Below are 15,632 nucleotides of genomic sequence, written 5' to 3'. Positions count from 1 at the left end.
TCTAAAATAGAGGGTTTTTTTATGTCCATACTTTTTGGATTGATATGAAAATCAGTGAAAAATAGCTATTTCATCCCCTAATTCATCCCCTCGTATATCAGCTTTAATCCCGCTTATAGAACGGAATTTTAAAAATTTGATATATGATAAACACCACATTTGTTTTGAAAGAGCCAAAGAGTAGCTCAGAAACAATTATTTATTTAGTCATTCGTTGGGATGGTTTACAAATGAAAATCTCAACAAAACAGAAGGTTAGCCCTAAGTTTTGGAACAAAGAAAGATTGAAGGTTAAAGAAGTAGCTTCAAAAACGAATCATCAACTTATTAACAAAGAGTTGATAGAGATTGAAAAAGTCGCTTACAATATGTTTAAGAATTTTACTGAAACCTTTAAAAGAAAGCCAAACACAGAAGAGTTAAAAAACTTAATCGAGCAAGAATATTTTCAAAATAATCCAATGTTTAAGAAAGTCGATAAAAAAACGATCTTAGATTATTTTGATGATTATATTGAGACTATAAAATCTACAACAGCTCATACAACAGTTCAGAAGTATAGACAAGCTAAAGAAAATTTTTCATCCTTTCAGAAACATAAGAAGCGTTTATATAATACCGAAATGATTGATTTGAAATTTAGAAATGAGTATGTAGAATATTTAATTGAGGATAAGAAATATGCTCCAACTACTGTTTATCGTAAAATGAAGTTTTTGAGAACGGTTTTATACTTTATTGAAAACTTAGGCATCAAGGTTAATCCATTTTTACATAATAGCAGATTTTTGACAAAAGATGTTGAGGTTGATAATATTGCATTGAGTGAAAAGGAACTGACAGAAATGGAAAGATTAAACTTATCTACTAACAAAAGATTGGAACAAGTAAGAGATTTATTTTTGGTTGCATGTTATACAGGTCAACGATTTTCAGACCTCAACAAGATAAATCAATCAAATATTATTGATGATGAATATATATCAATACGACAGCAAAAAACTAATGAGCAATTAACTCTTCCATTGCTGAAAGTTGTAAAAACAATTCTTTTAAAGTATAGTTATAGGCTTCCGAAGATTTCCAATGTCAAGTTTAATGAGTACATCAAGAAAGTTGCTAAACTTTGTGAAACACTTAATAAGCAATACAACGGAGATAATAAAAAAGTTAGGTGGCAGATGATAAGTAGCCATACTGCAAGAAGAACATTTTTAACACTCAATTATGGAAAAGGAGTTGATCTAGACACATTGAAGCTTGGTACAGGACATAAGAAAACTAAAACTTTACAAACATATATTAAAATGAACGATAAGCAGAAAGCCGACTTGTTGAGGTCAAAACTTGAACCAAAAAGTAAATAAGATTATGAAAAATAGATTTGAACATTTAGATAAATTGAAACAACATCTTAATCAGCTTAGATACTTAGAAAGTGATAAAGTTACAAAGGCTTTTGATATTGAATACACGTATGAAAGTAACAAAATCGAGGGTAATACGTTAACGTTACAAGAAACGGCTTTAGTTATTGAAAAAGGTTTAACAATTGGCTGAAAATCTTTGAATGAACATTTAGAAATAGTTAATCATCAAAATGCTATAGGGTATATCAAAGAACTTGCAAAGAAAAATAAAACGATTTCTGAGCGTGATTTACTTCAAATTCATTATTTAATGGTACATGGAATCAACAACGACCAAGCAGGAAAGTACAGAAATTTACAAGTATTGATTTCGGGAGCAAAGCACGTTCCACCTCAACCGTTTTTAGTTCCAAAAGAAATGGAAAATTTGTTTTTATGGTATAATGAGAACAAAGATAAATTACACCCATTGTATTAAGTGCAGAAATGCACGAACGTTTAGTAACAATACACCCATTTATAGATGGAAACGGAAGAACGGCTCGTGCATTGTTTTATTGGTACATGTTAAAAAATGGATATTGGCTGACAGAATATTTATCAATTTCTAAAGTAATTAAAGAAACAAAAGTGCAATACGAAAAAGCATACTTGTATACAGAAATTGATGGAAACGATTTAGGGTATTTTATCACATATCATTTAAAAAAAATGATTAAGGCTTATGATGATTTAAAAGCCTACATCAATAAAAAACAAAATGAGGTAATACAAGCTGCTAAATTTATAAAGTTAGACGGTGTTAATGATCGTATGGCTCAAATAATCAAAATTATAAATGATGATCCAGATCGTGTATTTAATAGTAAAGAAGTAGAAAATAGATTTAAAATTTCAAATTTTACAGCACGTCAAGATTTAAAAGCCCTTGTGTCACTCGGATTTATGCAAGAAATTCATGTAAACAAGAAAAAAATTAATTACATTAAATCGGAACAATTTGATAAATTAGTAAAAGCCATAAAATAAAAAATGCGAGATTTTTCAATAATCTCGCATTTTTTACTTTTAGTTTATTAGAACCACATCTGCCAACCCTCTCCAAAAAATCCATCCCGAACCCAACAAACAACAATTCAATAGCTCTCAAACGTTTCGGAAGTAAAACCCATCCAACAGCGTATAACATGTATATAAGCAATACCTTATATAGAACTATTTATAAAAAAAGGATAATAAGATAAATGGTTTAAATTATTTATAATACACTTAAGGAATTACAATTGAACCTATTAAAAAAATAAATTAAATTTTAACAATACCTATGTTGTGAATTGATGTGTATTTGTGCGTATTTTGCAAAAAAAGCTATACCATCAAAATTTATGGGCAAATTCTTCTATTATTTAGTCATAGTATTCACATTTTCATTTCAAGTTGTTCTTTCACAAGATAAAAATAAAGAGTATTTAAAAGAATATAAAACATTTTATGTAGGCAATAAAACTAATAATGAAAAGATTAGAATTGGTGATTCATTAAGATTACATGCTGAAAATCCCTATCAAGCAATATATTCTAACCTTTATCTTTCATTAGCTTATATAAATAATAATGTTCATGATAAATCCATTCAATATATCTATGATTCATATAATCTAGCGGATGAAAATCATTTGAACGAAGAAAAAGTGATCTGTCTTACTCATTTAAAAGATGTATATAAAAGATTGAATTTAGAAGAAAAAAGGAAAGAGATTATAACTCGTCTAGCAAACGAAATAGAGTTCTTAGATAAAAATACTGTTTATTACACAACAAAAGCAATAAATTTAATTGATTTAGGAAGTACAACTTCATCTAACCCTAAAAAAGCAATTGAATATTATCAAGAAGCTATGACACTTCTTGAGTCAAATAAAATAAAATCAAGCGCCTACTTAACAGCTATGAATTCATTGGGTGGGATCTATCATGATCAAAATGAATTTAAACGGGCAGAATCTGTATTCCATAAACTTCTTGATAAAAACAAGAATGAATTCAATAACTTAAATTTATACCAAGTCATTGGAAATTTAAATCTAGCTTACATTTATATTAAATTGAATTGCCTAGATTTAGCAAATAAACATCTTCAAATAAGTTCAGATTTAATTGCAAATGATCAAAGTTTAGATGTTTATAAAGAATGGCTAAATATGATTCAGAGCGATTATTTTAAAGCAATTAATGCTGAGAATGAAGAGTTGGAAATCAACAGAGAAATTATACAAGAAAATGAAATTGTAAACAAAAATAAGGCAGTTGCTATTGAAAAGGTTATTGAAAATGATGAACTAATACATCCTAATAACGTACAAAATAAACCATTTGAAAATAAAAATAAATATTATCTGTATGTAATTCTTCTAACTTCTATAATAGTAATTTTAATAGGCGCTATCCTAAAGTATAAAAAATCAAATAAAGTGCTTCATACTAAAGAACCGAACGATGAAGATAATCCGACTAAGGAATTAAATACTATAGGTGATCAAATGAAAATAACGAAAGAAAAAGAACAGGAAATTTTAAAATCTTTAAATTCATTTGAAAAGGGTAAACAATTTACACAAAAAAACTTTTCCTTATCAAAATTGGGTATAATTTTAAACACAAACACGAAGTATGTAAATTATATTTTAAAGAAATATAAAAATGAAAGTTACCCTGAATACATCAATAGATTAAGAATTGAATATATAATTCAACGATTAAATAATGAGCCAGAAATGTCAAATTATAAAATAGATCATATTGCTCAGCTTGCAGGTTATAGTTCAGTTTCTAATTTTTTACGCAATTTTAAAAAAATAACCCATCAATTACCATCAGAATATTTAGAAAAATTAAGAAATACATATAGTAATAAATAAAAACCTATTGAAAATTTCAATAGGTTTTTTTATTCAATATGATTTGAAAAAGCTTTTGGCTTCACCAGGTTTAGTTGAAATATTATTCTGTACAAGTTATAGCTTGTGTGGACAAATCACCGGTATCGGAAACAGTTATTTTAAAACAACTACCATTATTTGATTTTAGATAAACTTGGTTATGGATTATATCATCAATATTTTTCCATGAAAGATTCGCTTGAGGTACTACATCAAGGTCTGAAAATCCAGATGTTACTAATACTTGATTTTTTAATCCCATACTTTGTGGAAATGAATAATTACCATGTTCAATATCATTCCCATTTCTTTTATTATACTGAAAAGTTATTCCTCTGTCAACATCTGATAAAATTAATCCATTACCAACATTATTCATAAAAGATGTTAATCTAAAAGAATTTCTAGTGTAAATATTGGAATCTAATGTTGATTTCATTGTAAATAGATTTGTAACATTACCTGCTATAGCTTTTGTCTCAGCAAAAGCAGTATTTCCTGAAATTCCATTTTCTTGTACTTGAGATAAAGGATTAGTTGGATCAGTAGTGTCATTATGAGCTGAATATTCTAATGATGCTCTTAAATTATTACTTTCTTGAAAAACATTAAATCCATACGTAAAGAAATCTTTAGATAGTACACTATATAAATCATTAATACTATTAATATTTAGTTTTTCTCCTTTATAACGAGTATACATATCTGCAAATGCTAGATCACCAGATTCATTAAAAGTTTTAGATCCAAAATAGGATGCTGATCCATATTGATTTTCACCGCTACCTTCATGATCATGAATCAATAAATCTCCCTTAACATATAAATTTACATCTAGAGGATTCTCATTTTCATCAGTTCCTATCGCAACATTCCCTTTTTGATAAATGTTTTCATAATTGTTTGATGCTTGGTTGGCCGTACCTTGTACTTTCCAAGGTTCTTTATTCATTTTTTGCCAAACTAAACCATCAAAGAAATAATATCCAATAGAATTAACGTTGACTGTTTTATCAGTTAAAGCTTCAGTTGCAATTTCTGAAACATATACTATTGTACCAGTTTGTTCTTCTGTATATAAATTACCTTTAAGTATTAATTCATTTCCTGTAAACTTAGGGGTCATTACTCCTTCAGGAACTGTTAAGTTTAATTCATCAAATTCTTTTACATGTAAAGTTGTTTTAGGATCTTCTGTGTTTATCCCAACTTGTGCATATGTAGAAATAGAAATAAAAATTATTGCAATAATAGTAAATGATTTTTTCATAAAAATTTAAGTATAATTTAAATTAATTAAAGAACAAAATTAACGTTCTAACTTTTAAATAATTAACTTATTATTTACTGTTTTCTAGAATTTATAGGGATTTTATAAAGGGAGTAATCTATAGTAAATCAAGTGTATAGATTTTTTAAAAACTGAATTTATTCAAATGATAGTTTATAGATAAAAATCGAATAATTTTAGGTATTTTACATTGTATATTAACTTTTAATTCAAATTACTAAATTAATTATAGGTGAGTTTTACTGTGAAAATAACATTTTACTTTAATAGTAATCTATAAAAAAATAATAAGAAAATAATTAGTTTTAAATATTTACAATGAATTATGAATTCAATATAACTCACTTAAAATTTTTATCTACCACCAAAAGCAAAAAACTCAATCCATCACATTCCAAAGCATGGAGTAACCAGCCGCCCTTAATCCACTGGTCCCTGAGCCTGCCGAAGAACTCGAAGGGCGGTCCCTGAGGTCCCTCGAAGGGACAAAGCTATTTTACATAACATGGCATTATAGTCGCCTACGGGCTATCGGGGACAAGCCCACTATAACCAAATTATGTTAAATATATTTTTGTTTTATTTAATAATCTGAATTTAAATACAAAATTACTATTAATTTTTATCTTTTACGCATCTTATACAATGACCAAAAGAACGTAAACCACTTAAACGTATAACACCTCTTTCTTCAACAATAATATAGCGAGCGTCTTTTAAATCTTGAAAATGCGATTCACTGCTCCAATAAGCACCAATTTTATCTTTAAAATAATAAACTCCATTAGATGAAATCATACCTGTAGTAGGCAAAAATATTTGGTTACCTTTTTTTCCAAAATAATAACCTGATTTACCATTCAATTTACCGTATGTGCTTTTAGAAGATATTAATGATTCAAATTCATCAGTACTTGGAACATGCCATCCAACAGGACATACGTTATTACTCCAAAAATTCAAAGAAATAAAAGGTGATGAGCCTATCCACTTACCATTCTTTATTGAATCCCAATCTTTTTATTGAATCGTTATTATTTAAATTCAAAACTTCAAACCCCTCTATACTATTCCACTGGTATAACATACCAATATCTTCTGGACTCTTAGTAAATGTACCATTATAACCCACATTGGAAATAGCCCATGTTACTCCATTAATAGTAACACCTAGTTCTTTTTCGTTGTCAACTTTAGAAGTTACTTTTGTAAAGTATACTACACCTATACATTAAAATAAAAAATATATTTTTATATTTCATATTGAATTAGTTAATTTAAATACGCAATATAGCAATTTCGACATGAATGTTTACATCATTATAAATATTTGTAAAACATGGTATAAAATATCTCTTTTGTATCTTTCTGAAAGTTGAAAACTTCAAAGGAAAAAAATGTAAATAGTATTCCCTCAATTATTACAAACCTTACAATTCTTACAAAAAAAAATTTATAAAATTTTCGAACACGTAAACTACCTTCAACTAACCCCCGTCTATTTTTGGAGAATTTAGAATCCCCCGTACCTCTTTATTGAAATACGGTTTTTTCTGGTGGATTTATTCAACCTCCTGTGATTCTAAATTAATGTTTAACAACGTAGAGGTAAACGAAAGAGCTTGTTTTGAGCACTAAATCAGTACACAATTTTATCTCTACACTAAAATAATATAGCCAAAAATGAAGGTATCAGAAATTAAAATCTCATATACTAATGAAGTTGATGAGGTAATCAAAGTATTGGGAAGTAGTGAAGTTTACCAAGTACTAAAAGCGAATTGGGATATGGATACAATAGAGCTACAAGAAGAATTCAAGTTGTTGCTTTTAAATCAAGCAAATCAAGTATTAGGTATAAAAAGCCTATTCAAAGGAGGGGTAAGTAATTGTAGTGTTGATGTTAGATTATTAGATCATATTCTTATGGCTAAAAATTCTTACTTTAGTTTTGAAGACGAAGGAATTCTTTGATTTAGAGAAAATATACGAGTAGAATTAGAGATTAGATTTGAAAGAATCATCCCCGATTTCATCCCCTCATATATCAGCTTTATCGTTTAGCACCTTTCCATTCAGACGAAGAGCGATTAGAATATCTGTTCAAACTTTATGACGAAATGACAACAAAAGAAACGTTGTTTACGAAAGAGAAAAAAGGGAAGAAGAAATAATTTATTTTATTTACAAAATGAGTCGCATTTTTGTAAATAAAATATTTTGATAACAGAAATTGTAAGCTAAATTTGTTGTTTACATTTTCTAAGCAAAAGTTGTAAGCAAACTTTTTTGTTTACAACTTTTGTAATCAAATCTATTTGATTGTTGTTTTTTGCTGTTTTTTGTAATCAAACACACTTGTTTACATAATTTTATTTATATTTGGATACAATATAATGTGAAATGGATTTTAATATAGATAATGCTGTAAAATATCACTACAATAATTTTCCTCCTCAAAATATTAACTACGCAGATTTTATTCAGGAACTTGTGAAAGCAACGGACGCTCTTGCACGATTTGATCAAATGCTAAAAAATTTACATAACACAGAAATTCTTTTAGCTCCATTAAGAAATCAAGAAGCCGTAATTTCATCTCGTATAGAGGGAACTATTAGTACAATGGACGAGATTATGCTATATGAAGCTGATAATGAAGGTCAAGATAATCCTAATGCTAAAGCTGATGTTATAGAGACTATTTTATATCAACGTGCTTTAAAGAATGCGCAAAATGCTTTAGAAAGCGGTTATGGCTTTTCAATAAGTTTTATTAAACAAATGCATCAACAACTTCTGTACTTAGGAAGAGGAGCAAACAAATCACCTGGTGAATTTAAAAAAGAGCAAAATTATTTAGCTGATACCCGTAAAAAAGAAATTCAGTTTATACCAATTAATCCAGAAAACTTAGATCAAGGTTTAGAAAATCTTTTTGATTATATTAAAACTTGCGATTTACCGCCTTTAATTAAAACAGCAATCATGCATTTAGAGTTTGAGGCATTACATCCATTTAAAGATGGAAATGGTCGAATTGGTCGTATGTTAATAACACTTAATTTATGGCAAGAAAAAATTCTTTCTCAACCTCATTTTTATATCAGTGGATATTTCGAAGAAAATAAAGACGAATACATCGAGCAAATGAGAGAGGTTTCTCGTTCTAATGATTGGAACCAATGGATAAAATTTTTCTTGAAAGCAGTAGAAAGTCAAGCAATACGTAATTTAGAAATTGCAGAAAATATCAAAAACTTATACGAAACAACAAAAACAGAATTTTCAGATATATTGTCTTCCAAATGGAATATGGAAATTTTAGACTTTATTTTTACTTATCCTGTATTTAGAAATAATAAGTTTGTGAATACAACGAAAATCCCAAATGCTACTGCTGTTCTGATTATTAAAAAATTAGAAGAAAATGGATATTTGGTTTTAAGAGAAAAAGCAGCTGGTAGAAGAGCAGCCCTTTATTCTTTCGAACCTTTAATGCAATTAGTACGCGTGTAAAACAAAATAATAACTCTATTCAATAAACATGAAAACCAATACAACAAACGACTATAAACAACCAATTAATCTGGTTAATGTAAATTATAAACAGACAGGACAAAGTAAATCAACAAATGAATATGGAATGCGTGAAATGCAAGAAAAAGCATTTGAAGCGCGTTCTGCACAATATTTGTTATTAAAAGCTCCTCCAGCTTCGAGAAAATCAAGAGCTTTAATGTTTTTAGCCTTAGACAAATTAATTAATCAAGGAATTAAAAAAGTAATAGTTGCTGTTCCTGAAAGATCTATCGGAAATTCTTTTGCTCCAACTGAACTTTCAAAATATGGATTCTTTGCTGATTGGGATTTAAACCTAAAATATAATTTATGTTCTCCTGGAAGTGATACAAGTAAAGTTCAGGCATTCAAAGATTTTATGCAATCAGAAGATAAAATATTAATTTGTACACACGCTACTTTACGTTTTGCTTTTGAAGGATTAACAGAAACTAATTTTAACAATTGTTTAGTTGCAATTGATGAGTTTCACCATGTTTCGGCTGATGGAGATAACATATTAGGAAATGTGATGCGTAAGATTATGGAAAAATCGAATGCACACATTGTTGCAATGACTGGATCTTATTTTAGAGGAGATAGTGTTCCTGTATTATTACCTGAAGATGAAGAGAAGTTTATCAAAGTAACCTACAATTATTACGATCAGTTAAACGGATATGAATATTTAAAATCTTTAGGAATTGGTTATCATTTTTATCGTGGAAGATACTATAAACACGATGATGAGAGAGGTATGTCTGCATTAGAAGAAATCTTAGATGAAAATCTTAAAACAATTATCCATATACCAAGTGTAAATTCTGCTGAATCTTCGAAAGAAAAATTAGAAGAAGTAAATCATATCATTGATTGTTTGGGCGAATTAGAATATCAAGATACAGAAACAGGAGTTTTATTTGTAAAAAGTAAGCGATCAGGAAAAATTTTGAAAATAGCTGATTTGGTTAACGACAATCAAAAAGAACGTGATAAAATAACAGCTTATTTACGTCGTGTAAAAACACCTGAAGATATCGATATGATTATTGCATTAGGAATGGCAAAAGAAGGTTTTGATTGGCCGTTTTGTCAACATGCATTAACGATTGGTTATAGAGGTTCATTAACAGAGATTATTCAAATTATTGGTCGTGCCACACGAGATAGTAACAATAAAACGCATGCTCAGTTTACAAATTTAATTGCTCAGCCTGATGCAATGGAAGATGATATAAAATTATCTGTAAATAATATGTTGAAAGCAATTACTGCTTCTTTGTTAATGGAACAAGTTTTAGCGCCGAACTTTAAATTCAAACCAATGGATGATGAAGAAGATGATTTAGAGAATGAAGATGAAAATACAATCAAAATTAAAGGATTCAAGAAACCAAAATCTCAACGAGCTAAAGATATTATTGAAAGTGATTTAAATGATTTAAAAGCTCGCATTCTTCAAGATGATACAATGATTAAAGCTATGCCAGGGAATATCGAACCTGAAGTAATTAATACAGTTTTAATACCTCGAATTATTCGTGAAGTTTATCCTGATTTGAATGAAGAAGATGTAGAAGCAGTTCGTCAATATGTGGTAGTTGATTCCGTAATCAAAAATGGAGAAGTTGAGGAACAAGGTTCTAAAAAATTCATTAAAATGGCTGGTAGTTTTGTGAATATTGATGACATCAACATCGATTTAATTGATACGATTAATCCATTTCAGAAAGCTTTTGAGATATTATCGAAAAATGTAACAACTTCAATTTTAAAATCAATTCAAGATACAATTAATGTAACTAAAATTGATATGACTGAAGAAGAGGCTGTAATTTTATGGCCTAAAATCAAAGAATGGGTTAAACATACAGGAGATAAACCAAGTATACAATCTTATGATCCAAAAGAGCAAAGATTAGCTCAGGCTTTGTTATTTATTCAAGATGCTAAACGTAAAAAAGCACAAAATGGCTAAAACATTAGACGATATATTTGATGACGATGATTTGGGTTTATTAAATTCAAAACAACCTCAGAATTATATAAAAACAGATGAAGATCGGTTAATAGATGCTTTTGAAGAGATCAATTCGTTTTATGAAACAAATAAAAGAGAGCCTTCAAATAGCTCTATGTCTGAATATACGTTATCTTCAAGGTTAAAAGAATTAAGAACAAATGATAATAAAAAAGGAGTTTTAAAAGCTTTTGATCGATACAATTTATTGGGTGATTATGAACCTAAAATAGAATCATTGAATGATATTTTAGATGATGATGAGTTAGGTTTATTAGAAACAGATGGAGATTCTTCAATTTTTGAATTTAATTATGTTCCTAAAGAACCGAAAAGAGATAAGGCTGATTATATCGCACAACGTTCATCAATTCCCGAAAAAGAGTTTACCAAATATGATGTGATGTTCAAACAAGTTCATCAAGAATTAAAAGAAGGGAAAAGAAAATTCAAAGAATTTAAAAATGCTGAAACCAATCTTAAAGAAGGTAACTTTTATTTAGTTGATGGACTTTTAGCTTATTTGGAAGTTTCTAAAGCTGAGAAAGTTTTAAAAGAAAATACTTCAGGTGACAGAGTCCGTTTAGAGGGGAGAACCGTTACAATTTTCGAGAATGGAACTATTTCAAATATGTTATTTCGTTCATTAGGAAAAGCAATTCAGAAAAATGGTAAATTAATTACAGATGTGATTGATGGCGGTGAAAAAGAATTGTTCAAAAATGCTGGAGTTGATTATCAAGAAGATATTTCTTCAGGATGGATTTATATTTTAAAATCCAAATCAAAGAATCCTGAAATAGCTTCAATAAATGATTTATACAAAATTGGTTTAAGCACAACAAGCGTTAAAGAAAGAATTAAAAATGCTTCAAAATCATCTACTTATTTATTTGATGAAGTAGAAGAAGTTTATTCTTGTGAAATAGCGAATGTCAACATACATAAATTTGAAAGTCTTTTACATCGCTTTTTTGGTAATGTTTGCCTTGATTTAGATATTTATAACAATGGCGAAAGAATTAATCCAAGAGAATGGTTTGTAGCACCATTGCCTATAATTCAAGAAGCGATCAATTTATTAATTAACGGAACTATTATTAATTATAAATATGATAATGATTCTCAATCAATAAAATTGAAATAAACACTGTTCACAATTTTGATAAATCATCTAATAAATTCACTACATTTACCATTGAATTTGAATAAATTAGAAACATTTCTGTTTTTTTTTGAACGCTCTAATACTCATACTTCTATAACGCCTTTATACTACCTTTATAATGCATTTATAATACATCTATACCGAGGTTTATTCGGAGTTAGAGGGAGGATACTCGCTAATTAATACGTATATTATGCGTACAAATTTTAAAATTTCAGAATTTAAAATTAATAAACAATTGACCGTTAAATAAATAAAATTTTAAATTCTTATTAAATTAAGAACTTCAATCTATATCAAATTTATAACAATACACTTTACATTTCAACAAATAAACGCCTAATCTACTTGAATTAGGTTAACGTTAAGCTCCAACAACACATAAAAAAAGGAAGAAATTAGTATTTCTTCCTTTTTTTGATTGAATATATAACGTCTATTTTAATTGTTGATAAAAGTATAAATCATAGGTAGGAAATAAATTTGGATAGAAAATTTTACCCAAGTCATTTAGAATTATATCGGGACGAACAATTCCTTGTTCAAAATAATCGTTTGAACCTTTTTCGTTCATACGTTTATTGTAAGCATATACATTTCCTTTATTAAATGCATCAAACCAAGTATAATTCGGATAAGATGCTTTCATTTCTGCCAAGGAATTAACATTTGTCACATTAATCCAATAAGTTGCCGATTTACCTTTGGTATAGACTTCTTCAAAGGTTAAACTCAAACTATTTTCTCCAATTTTATCATCAAAAATATAATTACCTTTTGCATCATCAATCAATTTTGCTTGCAACAAATCTCTCGTTGGCAAATACCAAACATCACCATACATCGTATTTACAATTGTCGAAATATCTCCATTTGCTTTGGTTTGAATGATATTTTTAATCGAATCGTAATTATTTTTAACTGTTTCTATACGTTTTTCGGCATCTATTTCTTTTCCTACAAGCTTCCCAAAAATCTTCAAATATTCAACCTGTCCTAATGGATTTTGTTCTTTATATTCATCTAAATACAAGATTTTTATTCCATTTTGTTCCAATTGTTGATGAAATTTTGCCAAAACAGGATTAGAACTAGCAATAATTAATTGAGGTTTATTTTTAAGAATAATTTCTGTGAACAATTCATTGGTGTTACCGACTTTCAAGATCGTCTTATTTGATATTCCTTCATCAATTTTCGGATTAAAGATAAAATCGGCATCGCAAACACCTTTTATTATATCAATACTTCCTAATTCATCTAAAAATGTAACTGCAGCCGATGTTTCGACCATTACAGATTTGATTGGTAACTCTTTTTTATCAAAGGAGACGAAATTACCCGAAGACTTAATTGTGATTGTTTCATCACTTTCTTCTATTGAAATATTTTTTGCAAACTGAAATTTCTGTTGGTTTTGATGAGATTGAACGACTTCTTTTGGTTGTTTACAACTGCTAATGGCAAGAAGTATGAATGAACTTAGAATTATTTTTTTTAGCATTTCTTTTAAAAATTGAAGGAGCAAGTTAAGAAATATGACAAAATCATAAAAAATATTTTTGTAAGCAATTGATTCGTTGCAGATTAAATTATAGTTAAAATTTTTTGTCTAAAACCTTAGGTTTTTCTAATAAAAGTGCTGTATATTTGCAATCGAAAATAAGGGAAATTAGTTTTCAATATTTCAAATGGCCGAGTGGCGCAACTGAATAGCGCACTTGATTACGGCTCAAGAGGTTACAGGTTTGAATCCTGTCTCGGTCACAAAAATGCTCAGCGGCAAACGTTGAGCTTTTTTTATGAATGTTAAATTCTATTGTTATCAATAAGAAAGTCCATTTACAAATTGTAAATGGACTTTTTGGATTTTTATTATTTCTTTCTGAAGTAAACTTCGATCGGAACACCTTCAAAATTAAATTCTCTTCTCAATTGATTTTCGATAAATCGTTTGTAAGGATCTCTAATATATTGTGGCAAGTTACAGAAAAACGCAAATTGAGGCGTTTTTGTAGGCAATTGCGTCACATATTTAATTTTGATGTATTTTCCTTTTACTGCAGGTGGAGGTGTAATCTCGATAATCGGTAACAATGTTTCGTTTAACTTACTTGTTTTAATACGGCGACTACGGTTCTCATAAACTTCGACAAATGTATCTACAGCTTTTAAAACACGTTGCTTTGTTAAAGCTGAGATAAACAATACAGGAACATCTGTAAATGGTGCAATACGTCTTAGAATAGCTTCTTTGTATTCTTTCATGGTATTGGTTTCTTTTTCTAACAAATCCCATTTGTTAATCAAAATAACGACACCTTTTCTATTACGTTCTGCTAAATAAAGAATATTTAAATCTTGTGCTTCAATCCCACGTTCTGCATCAATTACTAATACACAAACATCACATTCTTCGATTGCACGAACCGAACGCATCACAGAATAAAATTCTAAATCTTCGCTAACTTTTCCTTTTTTACGCATCCCTGCAGTATCCACCAAAACAAATTCATGTCCAAATTTATTGTACAATGTTTCGATAGAATCACGTGTTGTTCCTGCGATATCAGTTACAATATTACGTTCTTCCCCTAATAATGCATTGATTAATGTAGATTTTCCAGCATTTGGACGACCTACGATTGTAATTTTAGGTAAACCTTCAAATGGATCTACGTGTACTTCTTCTTTAAAAGTATCCACTACATCATCTAACAATTCACCTGTTCCACTACCAGTCATGGCAGCGATTGTGTACATTTTTTCGAATCCTAAGTTATAAAACTCATAAGAATCGTCTAAATTTTTGTTGGTATCGACCTTATTCACAACTAAGAATGTAGGCTTCTTAGTGCGTCTTAAAAGGTTGCCAACTTCCTTATCCATATCCGTTAATCCAACTTGATTGTCTACCATGAACAAAATTACATTTGCTTCATCAATAGCTAATTCAACTTGCTTGCGGATCTCTTCTTCAAAGGTATCATCCGAACCAACGACATACCCTCCGGTATCGATTACAGTAAACTCTTTCCCATTCCAATCCGATTTTCCATAATGACGATCACGAGTAACACCAGAAGTGTCATCCACGATAGCTTGTCTTTTTTGGATCAATCGATTGAAGAATGTAGATTTACCAACGTTTGGTCTTCCTACAATTGCAACTATATTTGACATTCTGCAAAGGTATAATTTTTCATTTTATTTTTTGTATTAATTTTTTGATTGATAAAGTTTTGTACAAAAAAAAGGTTAGATAAACTCTAACCCTACTAAT

General features: G+C 28.9%; 11 protein-coding genes, 1 tRNA gene and 1 pseudogene. 9 read left to right on the top strand and 4 right to left on the bottom strand.

Annotated features, from left to right (window positions below):
- Positions 1-143: 143 nt before the first annotated feature.
- The 4 genes and pseudogenes from HX088_RS02195 to HX088_RS02175 all read left to right on the top strand — a co-directional run bounded on the left by HX088_RS02195 (position 144) and on the right by HX088_RS02175 (position 4,288).
- Positions 144-1,367: a site-specific integrase gene (locus HX088_RS02195; RefSeq protein WP_286483225.1), complete on the top strand. Its 1,224-nt coding sequence runs from the start codon at positions 144-146 to the stop codon at positions 1,365-1,367.
- 4 nt (positions 1,368-1,371) lie between these two features.
- Entirely contained in the window at positions 1,372-1,560 is a 189-nt protein-coding gene (locus tag HX088_RS02190) for a hypothetical protein (RefSeq protein ID WP_286483224.1), read from the top strand.
- A gap of 120 nt (positions 1,561-1,680) precedes the next feature.
- Positions 1,681-2,399: pseudogene (locus HX088_RS02180) on the top strand (Fic family protein).
- Between the two features lie 356 nt (positions 2,400-2,755).
- Entirely contained in the window at positions 2,756-4,288 is a 1,533-nt protein-coding gene (locus tag HX088_RS02175; RefSeq protein ID WP_286483221.1) for a helix-turn-helix domain-containing protein, read from the top strand.
- Between the two features lie 82 nt (positions 4,289-4,370).
- Here the strand turns inward: HX088_RS02175 and HX088_RS02170 are convergent, their stop codons facing one another.
- Entirely contained in the window at positions 4,371-5,579 is a 1,209-nt protein-coding gene (locus HX088_RS02170; protein ID WP_286483220.1) for a hypothetical protein, read from the bottom strand.
- 636 nt (positions 5,580-6,215) lie between these two features.
- Positions 6,216-6,563, bottom strand: a complete 348-nt coding sequence (locus HX088_RS02165; protein ID WP_353619276.1) for a fibrobacter succinogenes major paralogous domain-containing protein — start codon at positions 6,561-6,563, stop codon at positions 6,216-6,218.
- A gap of 720 nt (positions 6,564-7,283) precedes the next feature.
- Between HX088_RS02165 and HX088_RS02160 the strand changes: the two genes are divergently transcribed.
- From HX088_RS02160 to HX088_RS02145, 4 genes are all read left to right on the top strand, one after another.
- On the top strand, positions 7,284-7,574 hold the full coding sequence (locus tag HX088_RS02160; RefSeq protein ID WP_286483219.1) for a JAB domain-containing protein: 291 nt from the start codon (positions 7,284-7,286) through the stop codon (positions 7,572-7,574).
- Positions 7,575-8,003: 429 nt separating this feature from the next.
- Positions 8,004-9,119, top strand: a complete 1,116-nt coding sequence (locus tag HX088_RS02155) for a Fic family protein (RefSeq protein WP_286483218.1) — start codon at positions 8,004-8,006, stop codon at positions 9,117-9,119.
- A 28-nt stretch (positions 9,120-9,147) separates the two neighbouring features.
- Positions 9,148-11,139: a DEAD/DEAH box helicase gene (locus tag HX088_RS02150; protein WP_286483217.1), complete on the top strand. Its 1,992-nt coding sequence runs from the start codon at positions 9,148-9,150 to the stop codon at positions 11,137-11,139.
- Positions 11,132-12,328 (top strand): GIY-YIG nuclease family protein, encoded by a 1,197-nt coding sequence (locus tag HX088_RS02145; RefSeq protein ID WP_284582998.1) that lies wholly within the window; start codon positions 11,132-11,134, stop codon positions 12,326-12,328. The genes HX088_RS02150 and HX088_RS02145 overlap by 8 nt, the downstream gene beginning before the upstream one ends.
- Before the next feature lie 457 nt (positions 12,329-12,785).
- Here HX088_RS02145 and HX088_RS02140 read toward each other — a convergent pair whose 3' ends face one another.
- Positions 12,786-13,853 (bottom strand): ABC transporter substrate-binding protein, encoded by a 1,068-nt coding sequence (locus tag HX088_RS02140; protein WP_286483216.1) that lies wholly within the window; start codon positions 13,851-13,853, stop codon positions 12,786-12,788.
- Between the two features lie 189 nt (positions 13,854-14,042).
- Here HX088_RS02140 and HX088_RS02135 point away from each other — a divergent pair.
- Positions 14,043-14,116 (top strand) — tRNA-Arg (locus tag HX088_RS02135).
- A gap of 108 nt (positions 14,117-14,224) precedes the next feature.
- Here the strand turns inward: HX088_RS02135 and der are convergent.
- Positions 14,225-15,532, bottom strand: coding sequence for a ribosome biogenesis GTPase Der (gene der / locus HX088_RS02130; RefSeq protein WP_171623781.1), 1,308 nt, complete (start codon positions 15,530-15,532; stop codon positions 14,225-14,227).
- Positions 15,533-15,632 lie beyond the last annotated feature (100 nt).

It is taken from the genome of Empedobacter sp. 225-1, assembly GCF_030328185.1.
GTDB classification, from domain to species: domain Bacteria; phylum Bacteroidota; class Bacteroidia; order Flavobacteriales; family Weeksellaceae; genus Empedobacter; species Empedobacter stercoris.
Note: the sequence above shows the minus strand (reverse complement) of the source record. Positions and strands in the feature narration are given on the sequence as shown.

Bases quoted from the DNA above. Each gene is read 5' to 3' on its own strand.
- HX088_RS02195 (WP_286483225.1), top strand. From the start codon at position 144: ATGATAAACACCACATTTGTTTTGAAAGAGCCAAAGAGTAGCTCAGAA.
- HX088_RS02190 (WP_286483224.1), top strand. From the start codon at position 1,372: ATGAAAAATAGATTTGAACATTTAGATAAATTGAAACAACATCTTAAT.
- HX088_RS02175 (WP_286483221.1), top strand. From the start codon at position 2,756: ATGGGCAAATTCTTCTATTATTTAGTCATAGTATTCACATTTTCATTT.
- HX088_RS02170 (WP_286483220.1), bottom strand. From the start codon at position 5,579: ATGAAAAAATCATTTACTATTATTGCAATAATTTTTATTTCTATTTCT.
- HX088_RS02160 (WP_286483219.1), top strand. From the start codon at position 7,284: ATGAAGGTATCAGAAATTAAAATCTCATATACTAATGAAGTTGATGAG.
- HX088_RS02155 (WP_286483218.1), top strand. From the start codon at position 8,004: ATGGATTTTAATATAGATAATGCTGTAAAATATCACTACAATAATTTT.
- HX088_RS02150 (WP_286483217.1), top strand. From the start codon at position 9,148: ATGAAAACCAATACAACAAACGACTATAAACAACCAATTAATCTGGTT.
- HX088_RS02145 (WP_284582998.1), top strand. From the start codon at position 11,132: ATGGCTAAAACATTAGACGATATATTTGATGACGATGATTTGGGTTTA.
- HX088_RS02140 (WP_286483216.1), bottom strand. From the start codon at position 13,853: ATGCTAAAAAAAATAATTCTAAGTTCATTCATACTTCTTGCCATTAGC.
- der (WP_171623781.1), bottom strand. From the start codon at position 15,532: ATGTCAAATATAGTTGCAATTGTAGGAAGACCAAACGTTGGTAAATCT.